20 protein-coding genes are annotated in these 23,015 nt (G+C 62.5%); 13 read left to right on the top strand and 7 right to left on the bottom strand.

Going from position 1 to position 23,015, the window contains the following annotated elements; genetic code table 11:
- The first annotated feature begins 27 nt into the window (after positions 1-27).
- From BLS41_RS22075 to BLS41_RS22060, 4 genes are all read left to right on the top strand, one after another.
- A complete protein-coding gene (locus BLS41_RS22075) occupies positions 28-498 on the top strand; it encodes a response regulator (protein WP_074768684.1) in 471 nt (156 codons plus the stop codon).
- A 448-nt stretch (positions 499-946) separates the two neighbouring features.
- Entirely contained in the window at positions 947-3,160 is a 2,214-nt protein-coding gene (glgX, locus tag BLS41_RS22070) for a glycogen debranching protein GlgX (protein ID WP_074768682.1), read from the top strand.
- Between the two features lie 169 nt (positions 3,161-3,329).
- On the top strand, positions 3,330-3,521 hold the full coding sequence (locus BLS41_RS22065; protein ID WP_074768680.1) for a DUF2934 domain-containing protein: 192 nt from the start codon (positions 3,330-3,332) through the stop codon (positions 3,519-3,521).
- A 191-nt stretch (positions 3,522-3,712) separates the two neighbouring features.
- Positions 3,713-5,704 (top strand): AI-2E family transporter, encoded by a 1,992-nt coding sequence (locus BLS41_RS22060; protein WP_074768678.1) that lies wholly within the window; start codon positions 3,713-3,715, stop codon positions 5,702-5,704.
- Positions 5,705-5,763: 59 nt separating this feature from the next.
- Here the strand turns inward: BLS41_RS22060 and BLS41_RS39110 are convergent, their stop codons facing one another.
- Together BLS41_RS39110 and BLS41_RS22055 are read right to left on the bottom strand one after the other, a co-directional pair.
- Complete coding sequence (locus BLS41_RS39110; RefSeq protein WP_171910288.1) at positions 5,764-5,940, bottom strand: hypothetical protein; 177 nt, start codon at positions 5,938-5,940, stop codon at positions 5,764-5,766.
- Between the two features lie 73 nt (positions 5,941-6,013).
- Positions 6,014-7,558 (bottom strand): FAD-dependent oxidoreductase, encoded by a 1,545-nt coding sequence (locus BLS41_RS22055; RefSeq protein ID WP_074768676.1) that lies wholly within the window; start codon positions 7,556-7,558, stop codon positions 6,014-6,016.
- Positions 7,559-7,809: 251 nt separating this feature from the next.
- On the opposite strand from BLS41_RS22055, the gene BLS41_RS22050 reads away from it, so the two are divergent.
- Positions 7,810-9,957: a hybrid sensor histidine kinase/response regulator gene (locus BLS41_RS22050; RefSeq protein ID WP_171910333.1), complete on the top strand. Its 2,148-nt coding sequence runs from the start codon at positions 7,810-7,812 to the stop codon at positions 9,955-9,957.
- A gap of 38 nt (positions 9,958-9,995) precedes the next feature.
- Here the strand turns inward: BLS41_RS22050 and BLS41_RS39990 are convergent, their stop codons facing one another.
- The gene (locus BLS41_RS39990; protein ID WP_290439530.1) at positions 9,996-10,130 is read right to left on the bottom strand and encodes a hypothetical protein; all 135 of its coding nucleotides are present in this window, start codon (positions 10,128-10,130) and stop codon (positions 9,996-9,998) included.
- Between the two features lie 10 nt (positions 10,131-10,140).
- Here BLS41_RS39990 and BLS41_RS22045 point away from each other — a divergent pair, with 10 nt between their 5' ends.
- From BLS41_RS22045 to BLS41_RS22035, 3 genes are all read left to right on the top strand, one after another.
- Positions 10,141-10,413, top strand: a complete 273-nt coding sequence (locus BLS41_RS22045; protein WP_074771107.1) for a hypothetical protein — start codon at positions 10,141-10,143, stop codon at positions 10,411-10,413.
- A gap of 275 nt (positions 10,414-10,688) precedes the next feature.
- The gene (locus BLS41_RS22040; RefSeq protein ID WP_083380120.1) at positions 10,689-14,891 is read left to right on the top strand and encodes a CheR family methyltransferase; all 4,203 of its coding nucleotides are present in this window, start codon (positions 10,689-10,691) and stop codon (positions 14,889-14,891) included.
- Positions 14,892-15,059: 168 nt separating this feature from the next.
- On the top strand, positions 15,060-16,091 hold the full coding sequence (locus BLS41_RS22035) for an alpha/beta hydrolase (RefSeq protein WP_074768672.1): 1,032 nt from the start codon (positions 15,060-15,062) through the stop codon (positions 16,089-16,091).
- Between the two features lie 41 nt (positions 16,092-16,132).
- Here BLS41_RS22035 and BLS41_RS22030 read toward each other — a convergent pair whose 3' ends face one another.
- Both BLS41_RS22030 and BLS41_RS22025 read right to left on the bottom strand, forming a co-directional pair.
- On the bottom strand, positions 16,133-16,552 hold the full coding sequence (locus BLS41_RS22030; RefSeq protein WP_074768670.1) for a secondary thiamine-phosphate synthase enzyme YjbQ: 420 nt from the start codon (positions 16,550-16,552) through the stop codon (positions 16,133-16,135).
- A gap of 40 nt (positions 16,553-16,592) precedes the next feature.
- Positions 16,593-16,913 (bottom strand): thioredoxin family protein, encoded by a 321-nt coding sequence (locus tag BLS41_RS22025; protein ID WP_074768668.1) that lies wholly within the window; start codon positions 16,911-16,913, stop codon positions 16,593-16,595.
- 349 nt (positions 16,914-17,262) lie between these two features.
- Here BLS41_RS22025 and BLS41_RS22020 point away from each other — a divergent pair, with 349 nt between their 5' ends.
- The 5 genes from BLS41_RS22020 to BLS41_RS22000 all read left to right on the top strand — a co-directional run bounded on the left by BLS41_RS22020 (position 17,263) and on the right by BLS41_RS22000 (position 22,040).
- Positions 17,263-17,559: a DUF2628 domain-containing protein gene (locus tag BLS41_RS22020; protein WP_074768666.1), complete on the top strand. Its 297-nt coding sequence runs from the start codon at positions 17,263-17,265 to the stop codon at positions 17,557-17,559.
- A 149-nt stretch (positions 17,560-17,708) separates the two neighbouring features.
- Positions 17,709-18,221, top strand: a complete 513-nt coding sequence (locus tag BLS41_RS22015; protein ID WP_074768664.1) for a hypothetical protein — start codon at positions 17,709-17,711, stop codon at positions 18,219-18,221.
- A gap of 182 nt (positions 18,222-18,403) precedes the next feature.
- A complete protein-coding gene (locus BLS41_RS22010) occupies positions 18,404-19,726 on the top strand; it encodes a sugar efflux transporter (protein WP_074768662.1) in 1,323 nt (440 codons plus the stop codon).
- A 434-nt stretch (positions 19,727-20,160) separates the two neighbouring features.
- The gene (gene gnd / locus BLS41_RS22005; protein WP_290439537.1) at positions 20,161-21,240 is read left to right on the top strand and encodes a phosphogluconate dehydrogenase (NAD(+)-dependent, decarboxylating); all 1,080 of its coding nucleotides are present in this window, start codon (positions 20,161-20,163) and stop codon (positions 21,238-21,240) included.
- 107 nt (positions 21,241-21,347) lie between these two features.
- Positions 21,348-22,040 carry an HAD family hydrolase gene (locus tag BLS41_RS22000; RefSeq protein WP_074768660.1) on the top strand — a complete coding sequence of 231 codons (693 nt, stop codon included), beginning with the start codon at positions 21,348-21,350 and terminating at the stop codon, positions 22,038-22,040.
- A gap of 69 nt (positions 22,041-22,109) precedes the next feature.
- Here BLS41_RS22000 and BLS41_RS21995 read toward each other — a convergent pair whose 3' ends face one another.
- Positions 22,110-22,646 (bottom strand): ankyrin repeat domain-containing protein, encoded by a 537-nt coding sequence (locus BLS41_RS21995; protein WP_074771104.1) that lies wholly within the window; start codon positions 22,644-22,646, stop codon positions 22,110-22,112.
- Positions 22,647-22,751: 105 nt separating this feature from the next.
- Positions 22,752-22,883 (bottom strand): hypothetical protein, encoded by a 132-nt coding sequence (locus BLS41_RS39985; RefSeq protein WP_290439529.1) that lies wholly within the window; start codon positions 22,881-22,883, stop codon positions 22,752-22,754.
- Positions 22,884-23,015 lie beyond the last annotated feature (132 nt).

Raw genomic sequence — 23,015 nt, 5'->3', positions numbered from 1 at the left:
GCGGCGTCGGAATAAGCTAAGGAGAAAATGGTGACGTTCTACGACCAGGTGGATAGCAACGACGCCAACGACGACGTCGTAGTGTGGCGGCCTATCAAGTATGCGATGGTCTCGCATCGTCGGGTGCTGGTGGTGGACGACTATCGCGAAGCGGCAGAAGCATTGCAGATGCTGCTGACAGCCGACGGCTTCGAATGCCGTGCGCTTGAAGATCCATTGGCGGTGTGCGCGCTGGCTTGCGAATGGCAGCCATTCGCCGTGGTGCTGGACATCAAGATGCCGGGACTCGACGGGCTGGAACTCGCTCGCCGTTTGCGGGCCCATCCGGCAACTTCGCATATGTTGCTTGTCGCATGCACGGCGTTCGCTTCACGCGACGACAGAGCGCGCGCGAAAGCCGCGGGCTTCGACGCGCATTGCGCGAAACCGTTGACGCCGGAGCGTTTGTTGCGAGTGCTTGAATCGGCGGCTGCGGTGTCTGTTGCGCGTCCACCTTGAGCGCTGCGTGGACACCGAATTTTGTATATCAGCTATGTTCCTGCGGTAAGCGCTCTGTTTTTTTAAAGTCCAATAGTTTCATCATATCTCGCACTGTGTTCAATGGTTGCGTGACCGCACACGCACGGCGTTTTCGTCGGCCACATCGATTTAACATTTTGAGGTTATATCCATACTGGCCGCGTCTGATTAATCAGGTATTTGGGAGCATTTTTTTGGCTTCGTGTTTTTATTACTTACTGGTTATTTTCCACACGTTTTTTCGACACGATTTCTGAAGCCATTTCGTCTGAAACAATCTCCCGGTCTCACGCGCGTCGCCGCATTATTCCCGCAGAAGAAGGGCGCGACGCTCGTTTCAATTGCCTCGGGTCTGGAATTTGCTACCTCACCTCGCCAGCTGTTCTAAACATGCGCGCGAGCGCGTCTTGCTCCCACAGGAACCTTTATGTCATCGCAGCCGAACTATTCGACACGCATCTCGGAAGGCACGCCTTTCCCCCTCGGTGCGACATGGAACGGAAACGGCGTGAATTTCGCGCTGTTCTCCGCGCATGCGACCAAAGTCGAACTGTGCCTGTTCGATGAGACCGGCGAAACCGAACTCGAACGCATCGAGTTGCCCGAATATACCGACGAGGTCTGGCACGTGTTCGTACCGAATCTCAAGCCGGGTGCGGTGTACGGTTATCGCGTGCATGGGCCGTATGAACCCGAAAAGGGCCATCGCTTCAATCCGAACAAACTGCTGCTCGATCCGTACGCGAAGGCGCATATCGGCGAACTGAAATGGGCGCCGGAAATCTTCGGCTATACGCTCGATTCCGAAGAAGGCGACCTTTCTTTCGACGAACGCGACAGCGCGCCGTTCGTTCCCAAGTGCAAGGTGGTCGACGCCAATTTTTCGTGGACGCATCCTGAACGCAACGCGCTGCCGTGGGACCGTGTGATTTTTTACGAGACCCATGTACGCGGATTTACCAAACGTCATCCGGGCGTACCTGAAAATTTGCGCGGCACCTTCGCCGGACTCGGCCAGCAGGTCGTGCTCGACTACATCAAAAACCTCGGCGTGACGTCGGTCGAATTGATGCCGGTGCAGACTTTCGTCAACGATAGTTATCTGCTCGACAAAGGTCTCACCAACTACTGGGGTTACAACACGATTGGCTTTTTCGCAGCCGACCCGCGTTTCTTCGCTTCGTCGACGGACTCCGTGGCGGAGTTCAAGGAGATGGTGGACCGTTTCCATCAGACCGACCTCGAAATCATTCTCGACGTGGTCTACAACCACACGGCAGAAGGCAATGAACGCGGCCCGACGATCTCGTTCAAGGGCATCGACAACGCATCGTACTATCGCCTGATGCCCGATGAACCGCGCTACTACATCAACGATACCGGCACGGGCAACACGCTGAACCTGTCGCATCCGCGTGTGCTGCAAATGGTCACCGACAGCCTGCGCTACTGGGTGACGGAAATGAAAGTCGACGGTTTCCGTTTCGACCTCGCGACGATTCTCGGCCGCGAAACGCATGGTTTCGACGAAGGCGGCGGCTTTCTCGACAGTTGCCGGCAGGACCCGGTGCTATCGAGTGTGCGCCTGATTGCCGAACCATGGGACTGCGGCCCCGGTGGTTATCAGGTAGGTGGATTTCCTCCCGGCTGGGCCGAATGGAACGACCGCTTTCGCGACACCGTGCGCGAATACTGGAAGGGCGACGAAGGCAAGGTGGCCGATTTCGCTACGCGTTTGACCGGCTCGGGCGACAAGTTCAATCATCGCGGACGGCGGCCTTGGGCCAGCGTGAACTTCATCGCCGCGCACGATGGCTTCACTCTGAACGACCTCGTGTCGTACAACGACAAGCACAACGACGCGAATGGCGAAGACAACAAAGACGGCCACTCCGACAACAAGTCATGGAACATGGGCGCGGAAGGTCCGACAGACGACGCCGATATCCGTCAGCAACGCGAGCGCCAGAAGCGCAATCTGCTGGCGACCTTGCTGCTCTCGCAAGGCACGCCGATGCTGCTCGCGGGCGACGAATTCGGCCGCACGCAAAAGGGCAATAACAACGCATATTGCCAGGACAACGAGATTAGCTGGGTCGATTGGGACGGTATCGACGACGATGGCCGCGCGCTCACCGAGTTCGTCAGGAATCTGGCTACGCTGCGCAGCCGTCTGCCGGTGCTGCGTCGCAGCCGCTTTCTCATCGGCGAATACAACGAGGCACTCGATGTAACGGATGCGCGCTGGCTCGCACCTGACGGCCACGATCTGACGCAGGAGCAGTGGGACGATGCGTCGATGCGCTGCTTCGGCCTCGTGATCGACGGACGCGCGCAGGCGAGCGGCATTCGCCGTGTCGCCTCCGATGCAACGTTGTTGCTGGTGTTCAACGCACATCACGATGTCGTCAATTTCACGTTGCCGGATATTCCAGAAGGCGACAAGTGGACCTGTCTGCTCGACACCAATATGCCCGTGCGCGCGGAGTTGCCGCAATTCAGCGCGGGCGACGCGTATCAGGTGACCGCGCGTTCGTTGTTGCTGTTTGCACTCGAAGCGCCGAGTCGTGCGACACAACGCGTATTCGACCGGCTGGAAGAGCAGTTGACCACCGACGATAGCGGCAACGCTGCGGGTTGATAAACGACCCCCGTAAGTACCAAAACAATGAAAAGGTCGCGCACTAGCGCATCGGATTCCCAGGTACAGGGCTTGCTCGATTGCTGATAACTGCGCGCCAGTTGCCGTGGCAGCGGGCGCGCAGTGCAACCGATACCGGTCTTCGCCACGTCTTTACCAGGGTGATCAAATGGAACAGGAACAAGGCTCTCAAGAGGAACAGATTCGCACGCGCGCGTACTACCTGTGGCAGCAGGCCACAGACCCTAAAGGCGCGCCCGACGAGTACTGGGATCAGGCTCGCGCTGAGATCGAGAAAGAAGCGCCGCCTGTGGAGAGCGGGCCGATTGCCGGAGAGCCCGCGAAAGAAGCTGCAAAGTAACCTGCAAAATAAGCATCAAAAGTGATAGAGCGAAGCGCTGCAGCGACTTGCGACGCCGATGCTGTTGCCGCCGGATCACGGGCGCAACGCCATCGGCGTTCGTAATTCATGCAGTCCGCTGCTTTATCCGCATACCTGAGACGTAACCGATCTATTGCATTGAAGTATTGAAAATTGCACCGGGCGATCTAATGAAGGACTCAACCGACCCACGCAGCGCACGGCCTGCCGCGCGCATTCAGGCACCGGCCACCGCGTTCGGCATCGACGGACTGGTGGCGCTGGGTGTCGGCGTGACGGCGGTGGCGTGTCTGTACTTTGCAAGCGCGGTGCTGATTCCCATCACGCTGGCAGTTCTGCTGAGTTTTCTGGTCGCGCCGCTGGTCGATTCACTGGCGCGGCTCAGGCTCGGGCACGTTGCGTCGGTGTTCGCAGCGATGCTGATATCGATGTCGGTGATCGGCATGCTCGGCGCGCTGATCGCCACGCAACTCACTGATCTGGCCGCCGGCATGCCGCGCTATCAGGTGACCATCGAACGAAAGATGGACACCGTGCACAGCCTGACAATCGGCAAACTGAACCGCGTTGCGAGCGTCGCGAGTCAGGCTTTGCAACGCGCGACCATCGAGCCGCCGCCACCGCCCGAAGCGACGCCGAGCGCGTCGTCGCCTGCGGGCGCACGGGCGCCGTCCGCTGTGCCGGTCGAAGTGCGTGAGCCTGTGCCGACGCCATTCGAACTCGCCAGGCGCGTGTTGTCGCCCGCCATCAGTCCGCTGGAAACCGCGTTTATCGTGTTCGTCGTAATGATCGTGATACTTCTGCAACGCGACGACCTGCGCGACCGCGCAATCCGTTTGTTCGGCTCGCGCGACCTGCACCGCACGACCACGGTGATGGACGAAGCGGCCAGGCGTCTGAGCCGCTATTTCGTTTCGCAACTCGGGCTGAATGCGGGGCTTGGCGTCGTGATCGGCGCGGGGCTGTTTCTGATCGGTGTGCCGAGTCCGATTCTGTGGGGCATTCTGGCGGCGTTGCTGCGGCTCGTGCCGTATGTCGGCATCTGGATCTCGGCTACGCTCGCCACTGCGCTCGCGGCCGCCGTGAGTCCTGGTTGGGCCATGGCGATCTGGTCGCTGGCGCTGTTCGTCACCGTGGAGTTGGTGGCAGGGCAGGTGGTCGAGCCGCTGCTATACGGACGCAGCACCGGGTTGTCGCCGTTTTCGGTAGTGGTGGCCGCGATTTTCTGGAGCTGGATCTGGGGGCCGATAGGGCTGATTCTGTCGACACCATTGACGCTGTGTCTGCTGGTGCTGGGACGGCATGTACGCCGGCTCGAATTCCTCGACGTATTGCTCGGCGATCAACCCGCGCTCACACCAATCGAAAACTTTTACCAGCGGGCTCTGGCAGGCGATCCCGACGAAGCGATCGAGCAGGCCGAAGCGTTGTTACGCGAGCGCTCGCTGTCCGCGTATTACGACGAAGTGGCAATCAAGGGTTTGCAGCTAGCAGCAACCGATGTCGTGCGCGGCAGCGTGACGGCGGTGCAACTCGCGCGAATCGAGGCGACCACGAACGATCTGGTGGATGGCCTCGACAGTTACGACGATATCGAACCCGCTCCGCCGGTGGTGGAGGAAAACTGGAGTGCAGTGGGGCCATCGCCGGACGAGATACATAAGGAAACGAAGGCGAGGGAAGCGCTGAATGCGCTCACCACGGCAGGAGCTGCGCCGCGCGAAGTGGATGCGGTCAATACCCGTGTGCTGTGTATTCCCGGACGCGGTCCGCTCGATCCTCTGGCAACCACGATCCTGTTGCAGTTGCTCGGCAAGCACGGCTTTACAGCGCGCTCGTTACCGCACGACGCGGTGTCGCGTGCATCGATTGACAATCTCGAAGCGGACGACGTAGGCGTGATCTGCGTTCTCTACTTGCAGATCGACGGCATTCCGTCACATTTGCGCTACCTGGTCAGGCGGATTCGCGCGCGCCTGCCGCATGTATCGATCGTGGTCGGGCTGTGGGCGCTCGACGATACGCAGAAGTGGAGCGTCGATCTGCAAAGTGCAATGGGCGCGGAATGTTATGCCACGTCGTTGCGGGAAATCGTGGCCGCTTGCAGGCAGGTCGAGCATGACCAACCGGACCCGGAAGCGCTCGTTGTAGTGGACGTGTAGCGCGACATGTCAGTTCCGCTCAACGCGGCAGCGCGCCGAGCGGATGAATTGGCGTAGCTTCAGCGCGCCGCAGGTTTTTCCGCGGATGGTTTGTGCTTCGCCTCCTTGTCCGGCACGATCTTCGTGGTGCCGCCGGTCGACGGCGGATCGCTGGCGGGAAAGCTGTCTTCGACCTCCTTGTCGATCTGCTTTTCGCTCTTGTGCGCATGCGGGTGCTTTTCCTTATGTGTTGTCATGGCGACTTCTCCTTCAGGTTTCTTCAGTGAATCGATAAAGCGCGCGACGCTACCAGTGATCGCGTTGCACGCTTCACGAGATGATTGTCAATGCGTCCGCACGCGTTAGCCCGCTACCCATCGCATCGATCAGACGCGCAGTTTGCGCTTCGCGTTCGCAGGCGAGCACGGCGGCCACGTTGCCGTCCTTGACATACAGTGCGACGAATTGCTGCTGTTCGAGTTCGCCGTCGATCACAATTTCGTCCCAGTCGTTTGAATGGCCGAGATACTCGAAGCGCTTGCCGAAGTGATAGGTCCAGAAATACGGCACGCCCCCGTAGCGATGTCGCGCGCCGCACATGTTTTCCGCGGCAATTCGCGCATGTTGCTGCGCGACCCGCCAATGTTCGACACGCACCGGTTCCTGATTCTCGTGCAGCGAAAATGTCGCGATATCGCCCGCTGCGTACAGACCGGGCGCTGCCTGCATGCCTGCATTGACGATCACGCCGCCGTCTTTCTGCAACGGCAATCCTTCGACAAACCCTGTTGCCGGCGCAACGCCCGTGCCCAGCAGCACGAGATCGGCGGCAACGTGCTCGCCGCCTTCGAGCATCACTTCATGCACGTTGCCTTCTTCTCCCTCTAGCGAAGCCACCTTCGCGCCGAGACGAAACGCCACGCCATTGCGTTCGTGCAGCGCGCGGAACATCTCGCCCGCACGCTCGCCGAACTGTTTTTCAAACGGGATCTTGTCGGGCGAAATCACGGTGACGGGCGTGCCGTTTTTGCGCAAGGCCGACGCGGTTTCCAGGCCGATAAAGCTGCTACCGAGAATCACGACCTGCTGCTGATCGGGGCTCTCGCCGAGTACGTCGACAATCGCGGCGGCATCGGCGAGATTACGCAATACGTGCACGCCGCCAAGTTCGCTACCGGGGAGGTGGGGAATCTTCGGCACGCTGCCGGTGGCGAGCAGCGCGGTGTCGTAAGTCAGCGGGCCGCCGGTTTCGACATGCAGCGTGCGCGCCGGCACGTCGAGCCGCACGACCTTCGTGACGATCCGCTCGATGTCATGCGATTCCAGCCAGTCGGCAGCAAGCAGTGGCGGCACGTCGGCGACCGCCATTTCCATCGACGGAACGAATTTGCTCAGCGCAGTGCGATCGTAAGGCGCGTGCGGTTCTTCGCCGATCAGCGTGACGCGGCCGGCAAACCCGCTTTCGCGCAACGCCGCGCACGCCGCCGCACCGGCAGCGCCTGCGCCGATCACGACGTAATGAGGGGTTCGCGCGGTGGCGCGGCAAACCGGTTGCGGAATCTTTTCCGAAGACACCATCACATCGTCGCCGGAAACGACGACCGGATAGCGGTCCAGCGCGACTAACGCAGGCGGTTCGAGCAGCGCGCCGGTGGCGACGTCGAATGCAGCTTTGTGCCACGGACAGATAATCCGGCCATGACAGATCGCGCCTTCCTCCAGCGGGCCGCCCGCATGCGGGCAGTCGGCGGCATACGCGCGCACCGAATCGCCGTCGCGCACCAGCACGATAGGTTCGTCATCGACCACGACGCGCACTGCGCGATCCGTTCGCAATTGCGATAACTGCGCGACGCGGCGTGCGTTGCTGGGCATGATCGATTCCTCGCGGACGGTGCGGGCGATTCAGGCGACATAAAAGCCGTAATCTTCCCGTGCCTCAGCAATCCGTGTGCCCGAATAAATCCCCATGAAAATGGTCTGTTTCCCGCTGAAACAGGCTTTGGAGAACTGCGGAAGTGCGGTAAATTCAGGGAAAGGAAATAGCGCTCGAACACGGGCGCAGCACCCAGGTGCATGAAGGTGCATAAAACCCTACCGAAATACTTTTCTTGGAGATCGTGACCGTGCAGCGTGCGGAACGTGTCGCAGTCGATTTCCCCATGCCGTCGCGCAATTTCGCGGCGACGCGGCGCATGCTCCTGATCGTGCTTGCCGTTTCGATTCTGTTTCCGCTGGCCTGCCTCGCGGGCTACGGCTACTTCGATTACCAGCGCCGTATCGCCGATTCGAACGACGTCATCGACCGCCTCGCGCGGGTCAGCGAAGAGCAGGCCGTCAAGGTGCTGGATCTGAATCAGCAGATGGCCTCGCGCGTGGTCGATCTGCTCGGCAACTCGGACGACACGCAGATTCGCGCGCGTCAGCAGGAATTGCACGACCGCTTGCGGCAGATCGGCGGCGACTTTCCGCAGGTGTCGTCCATCTATCTGCTCGGCGCAAATGGCAACCTGCTGGTGTCGAGCCTCGCTTATCCCGCACCGTCCATCTCGATCGAACAGCGCGAAGATTTCCTCTCCGCAAAAGCGATGCGGCCGCAGCCGTATTTCTCGTTGCCGATGTACGGTCCGGTGTCGAAGAACCACGTTTTCACGACTGCCAATGGCCGCTCGGGCGCGGACGGACAATTCCTCGGCGTGGTGGCGGTCGCGCTGCGCAATGAATACTTTGCGCGCTTCTATCAGGACCTGACCGACGGCGATTCGTCGCTCGCGCTCGCCCTGTACCGGCAGGACGGCAGCCTGCTGGTGCGCTATCCGCCGTGGCCACCGGGCGCGAAGCCGGGCACGCAAAGCGCGTTCATCGAGGTCATGCGCGACCGGCAACTGTCCGGGCACATCCGGCTGAAGTCGACGGTCGACGGCGTCGAGCGCCTGCTCGCGTTTCGCCGCGTGGGCGACTATCCGCTGTACGTGATGAGCGCTTATGCGACCTCGGCGATTGCCGCCGCATGGCGCGCGCATTTCATGTTGATCGCCGCGCTCACGGCGGTGCCGTGCATCGCGATCTGGCTGCTGGTGTTCTATTCGCTACGTCAACTGGAAGGCGAGCGCCGCGCGTGGGAACGCTGGCAGGGCGAGGTAGCAATGCGGCTGTCGGCCGAGGCGTCGAGCCGACAGTTGCAACGGATGGGCGCGCTCGGCAATCTGGTCGCCAACGTCGCGCACGACTTCAACAATCTGCTGATGGTGGTGTCGGCCAATACCGAACTCGCGCGCATCAAAAACTACAACAACCTGGAGAAGGAAGTGCTCGCCGTCGAGCGCGCGACCGCTACCGCCGAATCGCTCACCCGGCGGCTCCTGAGCGTCGCGCGCAAACAGCCGCTGAAACAGGAGAAGGTGGAACTCGCGCGCTGGCTGCCCGACGCCGCGCCGCTGATCGACGCCGCGCTCGGTGACAACGTAGAACTGGCTTTGAATATGGTCGATAACGTCTGGCCGGTGCTGGCCGATCCGACCGACCTCGAATTCGCGATCATGAATCTCGCCGTCAATGCGCGCGATGCGATGCCGCGCGGCGGCCGCTTCGTGATCCGCTGCCAGAACAACCGGCTGGTGAGCAGCGACACGCTGTTGCCCGACGGCGAATACGTGCTGATCGCCTGTTCCGACGACGGCGAGGGCATGCCCGAAGCGGTCGCCCGGCGCGCGTTCGAGCCGCTGTTCACCACCAAGCTGCGCGGTTCCGGCACCGGCTTGGGCCTCGCGCAGGTGCTATCGATGTGCGAGCAGGCGGGCGGCACGGCGAAGATCGACAGTGTGCCGGGCAGCGGCACGACGGTGCGGATCTATCTGCCGCGTCATCGCGAGCGGGTGGTGGCGGCGAGTGTCGAGGCGCCGCAGCAGGCGGCTGCGGGTCCGGCCGGCGTGGTTCTGCTGGTGGAAGACAACGAAGACGTGGCCGCAGGCGTCGCGGCCGTACTGGAAACGTTCGGTTGCGAAGTCCGCCATGAACCGAGCGCCGATCACGCGCTCGACGTGCTTACCGGCGGTGCGCGCTTTGAACTCGTGCTGTCCGATATCCAGATGCCGGGCAAGCTCAACGGTATCGACCTCGCGGAAAAAGTCCGCAGCTCATGGCCGTCGCAGAAAATCGCATTGATGACCGGCTATGCCGACGAACTCGAACGCGCTCGGCGTCTCGGCGTGGCGATTCTCGCGAAGCCTTTCAATATCGACGAACTGCACGCGCTGGTGGCTTGCGAACCGTAACGTTCGCCGCGCTCCTCTGACGCTACGCAGCGTCCGTCTCACACGATTCTCTCCTGTTTGAAACGTTTGCCGCGTCGCGGCACATCGCTTGCTGAAAAGATGGCGAGGCTTGCGGTTCCGGCTGGTCCAGCCGGCGTAATCCACACTTTCTTTCCGGACAGGAGAATCGCCATGAAACTCACCATGAAGATCGGACAGGCCGTGCTCGTTTCAGCGTTGCTCGCGGCGTCGTCGCTCGCGCTGGCGCAAGGTGCGGGCGGCGGCGGCCCGGCCGGCAACGACCCGAGCGGCGGCACCAATGCGGGCACCACCCGCGAAGGCGGCGACATGGCTTCGGGTGCCGCGGCGCATTCGAGCAAACATCATATGAAGCATTCGAAGAAAACGACCAAGCCCATGACCGATTCCACCAACACCCCGGGCGCGAACGCCAGCAGCGACACGAAGGGGCAATGAGCGGAAGGTCACCGCCCGCCGCGGTGACGACCAGTGACCGTGGCTGACGAAGACGCGCAGGTGCCGTGAACAGGCACGTGCGCGCGTCACGCTTTACGCCGCATCTGAGCGCGTATCCGGCTCTTTGCAATGCAGCGCAACTCACGCGACAATGCTAGTCGATACAGAGGCCCGCCTTGTCGACGACAGCACGACAAGAGGCGATAACGGCAACGCAACACCAGGCCTGCTACACGACGCGGCCGGCTGACACGCAGCAGCGCATAAGGATGGGTATGGCGGGCAGTGAAGCAGGAGCGTCTCAATCAAACGCGCTGGACGGCGCGCTCGCGAGTGCGCAAACAGGCACGGAATCAACCTCACAGACACCGGGTGGCCACCCGCCCGGCCCCATTGCGCTCGACTTTCCGGTAGTCGGCATCGGCGCGTCGGCGGGCGGCGTGCAGGCGCTGCTGAGCTTCTTCGAAAACGCATCGGCGGATATGGGCATGGCCTTCGTAGTCGTGCTGCATCTGTCGCCCGATCATGCAAGCAGCGCCGACCAGGTGTTGCAGCGTGCGACCAGCATGCCGGTGCATCAGGTGCAACACACGCTGCAGGTCGAAAAGAACCACGTCTACGTGATCTCGCCGTCGCACGATCTTTCGTTCGACAACGGCCATCTCACGTCCGCTGAAACCATTGGGCGGCCGCGCGGCCGGCCGGTCGCCATCGACCTGTTCTTTCGCAGCCTCGCCGATGCCCACCGCGAGCGCGCCATCGCGATCGTCCTGTCGGGCACCGGCGCGGACGGCGCGACCGGAATCGGCCGGGTCAAGGAGCAGGGCGGCGTGACGATCGCGCAGGAACCCGCCGACGCCGAATATCCCGAGATGCCGCAGAATGCGCTCGCCACGGGAATGATCGACCTTGCGCTGCCGGCAGCGGAGATGCCGGGCAAGCTCCGCGAACTGGCCGAAAACGCGCGCGCCATTCGCCTTCCGGCTGCCAACGACGAACCCGAAACGCTCGCGCCCAGAAAAGCCGATCCGGCCTCGACGGCCGAGCGCGCGCTGCTCGGCGTGCTCGCCACGTTGCGCGCACGCACCGGGCACGATTTCCGTCACTACAAACGCGCGACCATTTTGCGGCGCATCGAACGGCGTTTGCAGGTCAACGGCATTCCCGATCTTCAGGCGTATCACGACTACGTGCTCACGCACCCCGAAGAAATACCCGCGTTGCTCAAGGACATGCTGATCGGCGTGACGAATTTTTTCCGCGATCGCGAGACCTTCGAGGTCGTCGAGCGGGAAATCGTGCCGAAGCTTTTCCAGAACAAGGGCGAGGACGAGGCGGTGCGCACGTGGGTGGCGGGCTGCGCGACCGGCGAAGAAGCGTATTCGCTCGCCATGCTGCTCGCGGGGCATTCACAGCGGCACGAGGGCATTCCAGTCCAGCTGTTCGCGACCGACATCGACGAACGCGCGATCGCATTCGCACGCGCCGGGCTGTACCCCGAATCGATTACCGCCGACGTGGCGCCAAACAATCTGCGGCAATTCTTTACGCCCGAGCGCACGCATTTCCGGGTGAGCAAGGCAATCCGCGAACGGGTGCTGTTCGCCGTGCATAACGTGCTGCACGATCCGCCGTTCTCGCGGGTCGATCTGGTGTCGTGCCGCAATCTGCTGATCTACCTCGATCGCAGCGTGCAGAGCCAGGTGCTGCAAATGTTCCACTTCGCGCTGCAGCCCGGCGGCTATCTGCTGCTCGGCAGTTCGGAATCCGCCGAAGCGGCGGGCGAACTGTTCACGGCGGTCGACAAGAAGAACCGTATTTATCGCGCGAACCGGGTGACCACTGCCGTGCGGCCGCCGATCAACATGCCGGTCATCCAGCACGGCGGAGCGACAGCCGCCGCGAGCATCGGACCGCCCCCGGTATTGCCGCAGGCCATGCCGTTCACGGCGTTGCATCACCGGATTCTCGAGTTGTATGCGCCGCCGAGCATCGTGGTCGATACCGACGCGAACATCCTGCACATATCCGACCACGCTGGCGAATACCTGCGTTTCGTGCGCGGCGAGCCGTCGTATAACCTGATCATGCTGGTGCATCCCGCGTTGCGTCTGCAATTGCGCGCAGTGTTGTTCCAGGCGTTTCGCGGCAATCACGAAACGGCCACGGAGCCGATCGACTTCGCGCCGCGCGGCCAGGTCCGCGTCGTCGTGCGTCCTTACCGGCGCACCGACGACGCGCCGGAGTTCGCGCTGGTGCTGTTCGAGACGATCACCGCCGCGACTGCGTCCGGCGCGCAACGCCCGCAGCCGGCCAGCGCGGGCCATGACTCGTTGCTGGTGCATCTCGAAGACGAATTGCATCGCACGAAACAGGAATTGCGGACCACGGTCGAGCAGTCGGAAGCATCGACGGAAGAGTTGAAGGCGTCGAACGAAGAATTGCAGGCAATCAACGAAGAATTGCGCGCGGCGACCGAGGAACTCGAAACCAGCAAGGAAGAACTGCAATCGCTGAACGAGGAGCTGTTCACCGTCAACGCCGAGTTACAGGCCAAGATCGAGGAAACCGGCAAGGCGAAGGACGACCTGCAGAATGTGATCGCGTCGACCGGCATCGCGACGTTGTTCGTCGACCGGGAAATGCGCATCAAGCGCTATACGCCCGCCGCGACCGAATTGTTCAACGTGATTCCGTCCGATATCGGCCGCCCGTTGAACGACATCACGCACCGGCTCGACTATCCGCAACTCGCGGACGATACCTCGACCGTGTTCGAATCGCTGCAACTGATCGAGCGCGAGATTCGCGGCACCGACGGGCGGTATTTCCTCACGCGGCTGTCGCCGTATCGCACCACCGACGACCACATCGACGGCGCGGTGCTGACCATGGTCGATATTTCGGCGCTGCGGCGCGCGGAACAACTGGTGCGCGTCGGCGAAGAACGTCTGCATCTGGCCGCGCAAAGCACCGACGATTTCGCGATCATCGTGCTGGATCAGGACGGCCGCGTGGTGACGTGGAACAAGGGCGCGCAACGCATCTTCGGTTATGGCGAGCGGGAAATGACCGGCCAGACGCTCGCGCCGCTTTATCTGCCCGAGGAACGCGAATCGATCGACTTCTCGATCGAACGGCAACGCGCGCAGAAAGACGGCCGCGCGGAAGAGGAGCGCTGGTATCTCCATAAGAACGGCACGCGGCTCTATTGCAGCGGCGTAACCGTACCGATCGCGTCGCAGAGTTTTAGCGGTTTCGCGAAGATCGTGCTCGATCTGACGCAGCGCAAAAACGCCGACACGATCGAACAGCACAGGATGTCGCTGGAGCGCTCGGTGCGGCAGAAGGTCGAAGCGGCCAGCCGTCTGAAGGACGAATTCCTCGCGGTGCTGTCGCACGAGTTGAAGAACCCGCTGAATCTGATTCACGTGAAGGCGGACATGCTCGACCGCGCGCCGTCCACCCAGGCGCTGCCGGTGGTGCGCGACGCAGCCGACGCGATCCGCCGCTCGGTCATCAGCCTCGCGAAGATCATCGACGATCTGCTCGATCTGTCGCGCGTGCGTACCGGCAAGCTGACGCTGGAGCGAACGCGCGTCGATATCGCGGCGATCATGGTCGCGGTGAGCGGCACGCTCGAGGCCGATGCGCAGGCCAATCAGGTCAGCGTGACCGTGGAGGGCGTCTCCGAGCCGTGCGTTATCGACGCCGACGCGGTGCGCTTCGAACAGATTCTGTGGAATCTCGTCAGCAACGCGGTGAAGTTCACGCCGGCTGGCGGGCGGGTCGTGGTGAGTCTCACGCGCGAAGACGGGTACGCGTGCGTCGAGGTGAGCGACACCGGTCGCGGTATCGAGCCGGCATTTTTGCCGAACGTGTTCGACATGTTCAGCCAGGCGGAGGGTTCGCATCGGCGGCACAGCGGCGGGCTCGGGATCGGCCTCGCGCTCGTCAGGCAACTGACCGAAATGCACGGCGGGCACGTGAAGGCCGATTCCGCGGGAGTGGGCCGGGGCGCGCGATTCCGGGTCTGGCTGCCGGCCAGCAACGCCCCAGTGCAAACCGAATCCCGCCCGGAATCAGCCGACGTCGGCCTGCTCAACGGCATGCGGATTCTGCTCGTGGACGACGCGGCGGAAAGCCTGCAGGCATTCCAGAGCCTGCTCGAAATGGAAGGCGCGCTGGTCTCGCCGCAAATCAGCGGCGCGGCGGCGCTGGCGGTAGCCGGGCATCAGCAGTTCGATCTGATCCTGTCCGATATCGGCATGCCGGACATGGACGGTTACGAGCTGATCGCGGCGCTGCGCAAGCTGCCGGCTGCGGCGTCGGTGCCGGCCATTGCGCTCACGGGGTTTGGCCGTGCGCAGGATGCCACCCGGGCCATTCGCGCGGGTTACGACGCGCATCTCGGCAAGCCGGTTTCGTTGCAGGCGTTGATCGACAGGATCTCGCGCGTGACCACCGGCAATCGCTGACGGTGCTCGCAAATAGTCTGACCTTAGCCGGACCCCGGTTGACTTGAAAGTCGCGCCGGGCGGCGCTTCGACGGGAATAGCGCTTGCTGTGACCGACAGCATGCGTGCCGTCGGGCGGTGGTTGCAACTCCTGATGGATTCATGCGCTCATCCATCAGGAGTTTTCCCATGACACTTGGCGATACCATCAAAGGCATGGTCGGTCTGGACCCCACGGGCCATGCCGACCCCGACATGAAAGCCGTGCTCGGCGCACTCAAAAGTCTCAATCCGAAGCCAATCGAAGATTGCTCCGTCGACGAAGCGAGGCGGCAGCCCACGCCTGCCGACGCCGTCAAAAAGCTGGTGGCCGATCCGGCGTTCAGCGCGCGGCCGTCGCCGGAACTGGAAGCGGTGCGCACCGAAGAGATCGTGATTCCCGGCGCGATCGGCAGCAATCCGGCGCGGGTGTACCGGCCGCAAGGCGAGGGACCGTTTCCGCTGATCCTGTATTTTCATGGCGGCGGCTGGGTAATCGCCGATCTCGATACCTACGACGCCACGCCGCGTTCGATTGCCGCGCAGAGCAACGCGATCGTCGTCTCCGCGCATTATCGTCAGGCGCCCGAACACCGCCTGCCCGCCGCCCACGATGACGCGTTCGCCGCGTGGCGCTGGCTGGTCGAAAACGGCGCGAGCCTGGGCGGCGATCCGGACCGGATCGCGGTGATGGGCGAGAGCGCAGGCGGCAACCTGGCGATCAACGTGTCGATTCGCGCGCGCGAAACCGGCACGCGGATGCCGCTTCACCAGGCGCTGATCTATCCGGTGGCAAGCAACAATATCGTGTCGGTGTCGTACGAGGAAAACCGCAACGCCCGCCCGCTGAGCAAGCCGATGATGCTGTGGTTCGTGCATAACGTGATCAATAGCGAGAGCGATCTGACGAGTCCGTTGATCGACGTGGTGAGCGCCGATCTGTCCGGGTTGCCGCCGACGGCAATCGTCACGGCCGGCATCGATCCGCTGCGCTCGGACGGCGAGAAGCTCGCGCAGAAACTGCGCAGCGCGGGCGTGGCGGTCGAGCATCGCAATTATCGCGGCGCGACGCACGAGTTCTTCGGAATGGCGGCGGTGGTGCTGGCGGCGCGCGATGCGCAGACTTTTGTGTCGCTGGCGCAAAGGCAGGCGTTTGGCGGGGTGCCGCTGGAGGGAGCTTGAGGCGCTGTTTGACCGTAGCGGCTTTATCGCGCCGCGTCCGGTCACTCGCCGATCAGATGCAGCACGATGTCGCGATGCTGCGTATGACGGCGATGCTCGAACAGATATAAGCCTTGCCACGTGCCGAGGACCATCTGTCCATGTTCGACCGGCACCGACAACTGCACTTGCGTGAGCGCGGTCCGCAGATGCGCGGGCATGTCGTCGGGTCCTTCGGCGTCGTGCTCGTAGCGTTCGGCGTCCTCCGGTGCGAGGCTCGCGAAGTAGCGCTCCAGATCGCGCTGCACGGAGGGATCGGCGTTCTCCTGGATCAGCAGCGACGCGGACGTATGACGGCAAAACAGCGTCAGCAGTCCGGTGCGGATGCCTTCGCCGGAGACGAAGCGGCTCGCTTCATCGGTGAACTCGACAAGACCGCGGCTGCGGGCTTTGACGCTGAGGTGATGGATGGCCTGGCGCATGGTGTTTGCAATGGGTGAATCGGCGGGGAAGGGATAAAAATCAGAGCGCCGCGAACGCGTCGGCAATCTCCGCCGCGTTTCGTGGACGCACCACCCGCGCCACTTCGGCGCCATCGCGCATGAACACCAGCGTAGGCCACAGCTTCACCTTGAACGAGCGGCCGAGAGGGCGACCGGGGCCGTCTTCGATTTTCAGATGCCTGACCTCGGCATGCGGCGCGAACGCCTCGGCAATCGACGCCTGCGCGCCCTGGCAATAGCCGCACCAGTCCGTGCCGAATTCGACGACGGTCGTGCCGGGCAGCGCGTCGACATCGGCGCGCGAGGGGGCGTGTGTTGAATAGGCTGTCTGGGTTGCCATGCGTGCTCCGATGCGGTTCTATCTGGACGGACAGGGCGCTGTAAGGCCCGCAGTAACGCCTGCTGTAAGGCCTGCTGTAAGGCCATTAGCCAACACGGCCTGCTGCGGTCTTGCCTGCGTGTGGATCTGCCAAGGTTAGCAGCTATGCCGCGTAACGTCAGTGAGGCTCGCCTGTGATGCGCATTGACCCGCGACGCGTACCGCCGCACACGCTTCCCCGCGACGCAATTCGCACGCACACTCTCGTGGATGACGCCGTGGCATGTTAAACATCATCCTCTGCCGTCGAAGATCGGCGGCGCAAATCGCATCTGCATCCGGCAAAGTTCAGGAATATTTGGGAAACGAAATGGGCGACAGGATTTATCTGCAATACCCCGGCACCGGCGAATCGGTCGCGGTCGCGACGGGCTTCAGTTGGGGCGCCTGTCTGCTCGGCTTCATCTGGGCGTTGTCGAGGCGAATGTGGTTTGCCGCTTTCGTCATGTTGTCGGTCAGTATCATTCTGTTCAGCCTGGGCTTGTGGGGCGAGACCGCCGATCTGATCGGCACGATTCTGTCGATTCTGTTTGCTATCGGCTGCGGCATGTATGGCAATCAGTGGCATCGGTGGACGCTCGAAAAACGCGGTTACGTCGTGCTGTAACGGGAGCCTTCGGCGGAGGCACCACAACTGGAGTGGAAATTGCTCGCGTGTCGCCGCGCCACCTGGCGCACCAATGCGTAACGCGCGCGCTGTGTATCGCTGTATCGCTGCAAACAACACATTTGCTTAACTCGTTACGGAGGCATTTCATGCCCAATGCATTTGCGATCGTTTCCGGGCTGTCCAGCGTCGTACTACGTCGCGGGGTACTGCGTGCAGCGGTGCTCGTCTCTCTGGGGATGTCGCTCGCCGCTGCGCCGCTCGCTTACGGCGCCGATCCAGCCGCCGCACCGGACCCAACCAATGCACCGACTATCGCCGCCACTCAACCGGGCGCGGCAACAACACCCGCAGCAGACGACACCTTCCTGCTCACCATCTTTCTGCGCCACGACGAATCCAAACCGCTGCCGAAGATCAACGACCAGCTGCGCGCGCAGGGCTTCTTCAAAACCTTCCCGCCGCCCGGGATCGAAGTCGTCTCGTGGTACGTGATGATGGGTATCGGCCAGGTTGTCACGTTGCGTGTGCCCGCGAGCAGGCTGCGCGAAGTCAACCGCGCAATCGAAACGACTGCGTGGGGCGGCTATCGAACCGAGTTTTATCCGACCTATGATTACAAAGCTCAAGCACAGCAAATGCGTGTAACGGATGGTAAGTAGCACGCAGCATGCAGTCAGCTTGCTGGCAACGTAACGCAACGTCGATGCAGGACGAATTTGGGACGAACCGGCGCGGGTTTACGCGCCCGCAAGCTAGGCCGATAATGCCCCAGTTGCATCGGCCACGACTCTCCGGCGCGCATTTCGCGTACCAGATTCGCTCCAACTGACCCACCGTCCCCGTGTTGAAAACCTCACGCTTTTTCGACCTGCTTCGCATCCCTGGCTTCAAGCCGCTGGCCGCCGCCACCCTCATGCTGGGTGTGGCGATGTCGTTCACCGCTCCGTATCTCTCGCTGTTCGGCGTCGAGCGCGCCGGCATGACGCCGTTCAGGCTCGGCGTCTTCATGACGCTGATCGCCGCGAGCGGTGTGCTCGCCAGTACGCTTGCGGGTCGATGGAGCGACGCCAGCGGACGGCATCGGCCGTTATTGCTGGCGGCGCTGATTGCCGCCGCGCTCGGCTACCTGTGTTTGTGTGTCGTGCGCGACTACCGGTTGCTGCTGGTGGTCGGCATCGTTTTTATCGGTGCGGGCGGCTCGGCCATCTCGATGGTGTTCTCTTTCAGCCGCGCCGCGTTACCGGTACCAGATCCGCAGGAGCGTGTGTTCGCGAGCGCGACGTTGCGGACCATTCTGTCGGCGGCGTGGGTGTTCGGGCCGTCGGTCGGTGCGCTGGTGCTGGCGGCGACCAGCTTTTATGGACTCTTCCTGTTTGCCGCCGCGAGCTTTGCGACCTGCGGGTTCATCGTGTGGAAGATGCGGGAGCCGCAAGGTCATCTGGGCGATCACACGGTAGAAGATACGGCGTCGGAGCCGTCGGCGTCGATTACCGTGCCGCCGCTGACTACGCCAGGCGAAGACGCACATGAAGACCTGCCGGGCGTCGCGTCGGCGAACGATATCGGCCGCGCGGTCGCCGCGCTCACGCTGCTCGGGCTGGCCGCGAACGCGACCATGATCGTACTGCCGCTTTACATCGTGCACGGCTTGAACGGCACGCATCTGGACGTCTCGGTCATGCTCGGCCTGGGCGCATTGATGGAGATTCCGATGATGCTCGCGCTCGGCGCGAAATCGTCCACGTTGCACAAGCCGAACTGGCTGGCGGCGTGCGCGGCGGTGCACGCGGTGTATTTCGTCGGGATGTCGCTGGCGGGCAATGTCCACGTGCTGATTCCGATGCAGATGCTCAACGCGTTCGTGGTCGCCGTCACGTCGTGTCTCGGCATGACCTACGTGCAGGATCTGATGCCGCATGCGCCTGGCCGCGCAACCGCGCTGTTCTTCAACGCGGCGCGGGTTGGGTCGATTCTGTCGGGCGTGTTGTCGGGCTTGCTGGTGCAGGCGTTCAGCTATCGCGGCACGTTCCTGTTCTGCGGCTTGCTGGCGCTGTGCGCGCTGGTGCTGTTCGCGGTGCCGGGTTATCGCTATCCGCTGATGTGGCGGGCAGTGAAGCGGTTTGCGCGCGAGCGGTATGCGAAGACGCAGACACGGCGCAGCTAATTCTGGTGTTGGCGCCGATCGGCGTGTTGCGGCGCGTGGCACATTGGGGCGGGGGCATTCTGTGCATCGCACCGTTGCACAGAATCCAGTTGCACGCTGCTAGTCCTAAGAGCCAACCACTGGTTCGAACGATGCAAGCGAAAGCGCACACGCGACATACCGCGCGTCGTCGTGGAAACCGTATGTAAGCCGACAGTCAGCCGATTGAAGCAAACGCCGGACACGCTCCATCCGCGCCCGAACATTCATCGCCGATACTTGCGCGCAATCGCGCGCAAATCCTTCCGCCAGGAACTTTACGCCGCGCCACGCCTCTGCAAAGAGGCGTATCGTCTTTTGACGCGCGTGGTGTCACGCGGCTTTTCATCGCCTTCATTTTGCAGCGCAGCCGACGCAACACCGCCAACGCACGCAATCACGGTACGCCGAACAATATCGAACAACGCAACGACCACTTTCCGGAGCGAGATATGCAGCTAGGCATGATTGGATTGGGACGCATGGGCGCCGACATGGTGCGACGCCTGACGAAAGGCGGTCAGCAATGTATCGCTTACGACGTGCAGGCGGCAGCGGTCGAGAGACTCAAACAGGACGGCGTAGCAGGCGCATCCTCGCTCGAAGACCTGGTCGCGCAACTCGACAAGCCGCGCGCAGTCTGGCTGATGGTGCCCGCCGCCGTGGTCGACGCGACGCTCGACAAACTCGTGCCGCTGCTCGAACCGGGCGATATCGTGATCGACGGCGGCAACTCGTACTATCACGACGACATCCGTCGCGGCAACGAACTCGGCGCGCGCCACCTTCACTATGTGGACGTCGGCACGAGCGGCGGCGTCGCGGGCCGCGAGCGCGGCTACTGTCTGATGATCGGCGGCGAGACGGAGGTCGTGAAGCGGCTCGAACCGATTTTCTCGACGCTGGCTCCTGGTGCCGGATCGGCAGCGGCCACGCCCGGCCGTCAGCCAGGCTCGAGTACCGCCGACCAGGGCTTCCTGCATTGCGGACCGCAGGGCGCGGGCCATTTCGTGAAGATGGTCCACAACGGCATCGAATATGGAATGATGGCCGCGTACGCTGAAGGCCTGAACATTCTCCATCACGCGGATGCCGGCAAGCACGCGCGCGAAGTCGATGCCGAAACGTCGCCGCTGCGTCGTCCCGAGTTGTACCAGTACGACCTGAATCTCGCCGATGTCACCGAGGTCTGGCGGCGCGGCAGCGTGATCGGTTCGTGGCTGCTGGACCTGATCGCCGGATCGCTGGTCAGCGACGCCGATCTGAAGGATTACGCGGGACGTGTGTCGGATTCCGGCGAGGGTCGCTGGACCGTAGCCGCCGCGATCGACGAGGGCGTGCCGACGCCGGTGCTCAGCGCGGCACTGTTCGCGCGCTTCAGTTCGCGCGGCGATGCGGACTTCGCGAATCGCGTGCTGTCGGCCATGCGGCATGATTTCGGCGGTCACGTCGAAAAGAGCGCCGAGCCGTCCGCGTCCGGTGGACAGAAAAGCTGATTCGCGCGGCACGTGATGCGCCAGATTCGAATCTGGCGTCCGCCAGTGATCGATCCGCCAGCTTCCAGTCCGATAACCCGCAAACCAACTCAACCCAGGAAACCGCGATGCAAGCTACAACCTCCAACCCGCACGACGTCGTGTTTCTGTTCGACTGTGACAACACGTTGCTGGACAACGACCACGTGCTGTCGGATTTGCGCGCGCACATGATGCGGGAATTCGGCGCGGAGAACAGCGCGCGCTATTGGGAGATTTTCGAAGATCAGCGCAAGGAGCTGGGCTACGCCGACTATCTCGGCGCGCTGCAGCGTTACCGGCTGGAGCATCCGCGTGACACGAAGCTGTTGCTGATGGCGTCGTTCCTGATCGAGTATCCGTTTGCGAACCGGCTCTATCCGGGCGCACTCGATGCGCTGCGGCACGTCGGGCAACGCGGCCCGACGGTGATTCTTTCCGACGGCGACGTGGTGTTCCAGCCGCGCAAGATTTCGCGCTCCGGTCTATGGGACGAAGTCGAAGGGCGCGTGCTGATTTATATCCACAAGGAACTGATGCTCGATCAGGTGATGGAGTGTTACCCCGCGCGCCACTACGTGATGGTCGACGACAAACTGCGGATTCTCACTGCGATGAAAAAGTCGTGGGGCGACAAGCTGACCACGGTGTTTCCGCGCCAGGGTCACTATGCTTTCGATCCGAAAGAGATCGCGAGCAATCCGCCCGCCGATGTGACCGTCGAGCGGATCGGCGAACTGGCGGATATCGATCTGGATTCGCTGCTGGCCGCGAAGGGGTGAAGCGGTGTGGATAATGTGAAGGCGAGGGCGCTGCTCGCGGGCAACCCCGCACCCTTCGCAGAAATCTGACTAGGAGCCCAATTCCTTCAGGCGCGACTCGGCATCTGCTGCGCCCATGCGCGCGGCCGCGGCTGCCGGCGTCACGCCGTTTGCATCGCGGGCCTTCGGGTTCGCGCCGCGCGCAATCAGCAACTCCATGATCGCGGTGCGATTGAACATGGCCGCCACCATCAACGCGGTGCGGCCATCGGGCGATGCACCCTCGACGTCGGCGCCGTGTGCGAGCAGTGTCTCGATCACCTTGTCGAAACCTTTGAAAGCTGCGCCGGCGATCGGCGTTTGCCCGTTGTCGTTGCGCAGATCAGGGTCGGCGCCACGTTCGAGCAGGGTACGCACTGCATCCACGTGACCGTGGTAGCTCGCGAGCATCACGAGGCTGTCGCCCTTGTCGTTACGCAGATTCGGCGGCACGCCTTTTTCGATCACGGCCGCGAGCATCGCCGCGTCGCCGCGTCGTGCGAGATCGAATACTTCCTGGGCGACTGCGAGCAACTCCGGGTCGATCGGCGATTGGGAGGGCGGGGGTGTATCGGCGTGATCCGTCAATGGAATCTCCTTACTGGCGAAGCGGGACAGGCGCCGCAACGGCGCCGGATGATCGATCAGCATACACATTTTGCGTCGCCGACGCCCGCTCGGTGAGCCGCAGGATCAACCCGGCGTCAGCCCGAAAAGTTTGATCAGTAAAGCGAATACGCCGATCAGAACCGCGACGCCCGCCCACAAAATCACGAGCGACAGAACGATGGTCACGAACACTTTGACTGAACTGGGTTTCGACATGGCGGCCATTGAAGTAAGAGGCAATGAGAGGCGGCAAGCGTGGCGTGCATGAGTTGCGCGCGGCCGCTGCGCGTTGGAGTTAGCAGCTTGAATACATCGCGTCGATCCGCACAGGCAGTCTAGCGCAAGACT

Origin of the sequence: Paraburkholderia fungorum (genome assembly GCF_900099835.1) — a bacterium.
Lineage (GTDB): Bacteria > Pseudomonadota > Gammaproteobacteria > Burkholderiales > Burkholderiaceae > Paraburkholderia > Paraburkholderia fungorum_A.
The sequence above is the reverse complement of the archived record's forward strand: the minus strand, read 5'-3'. Positions and strand labels throughout refer to the sequence as shown.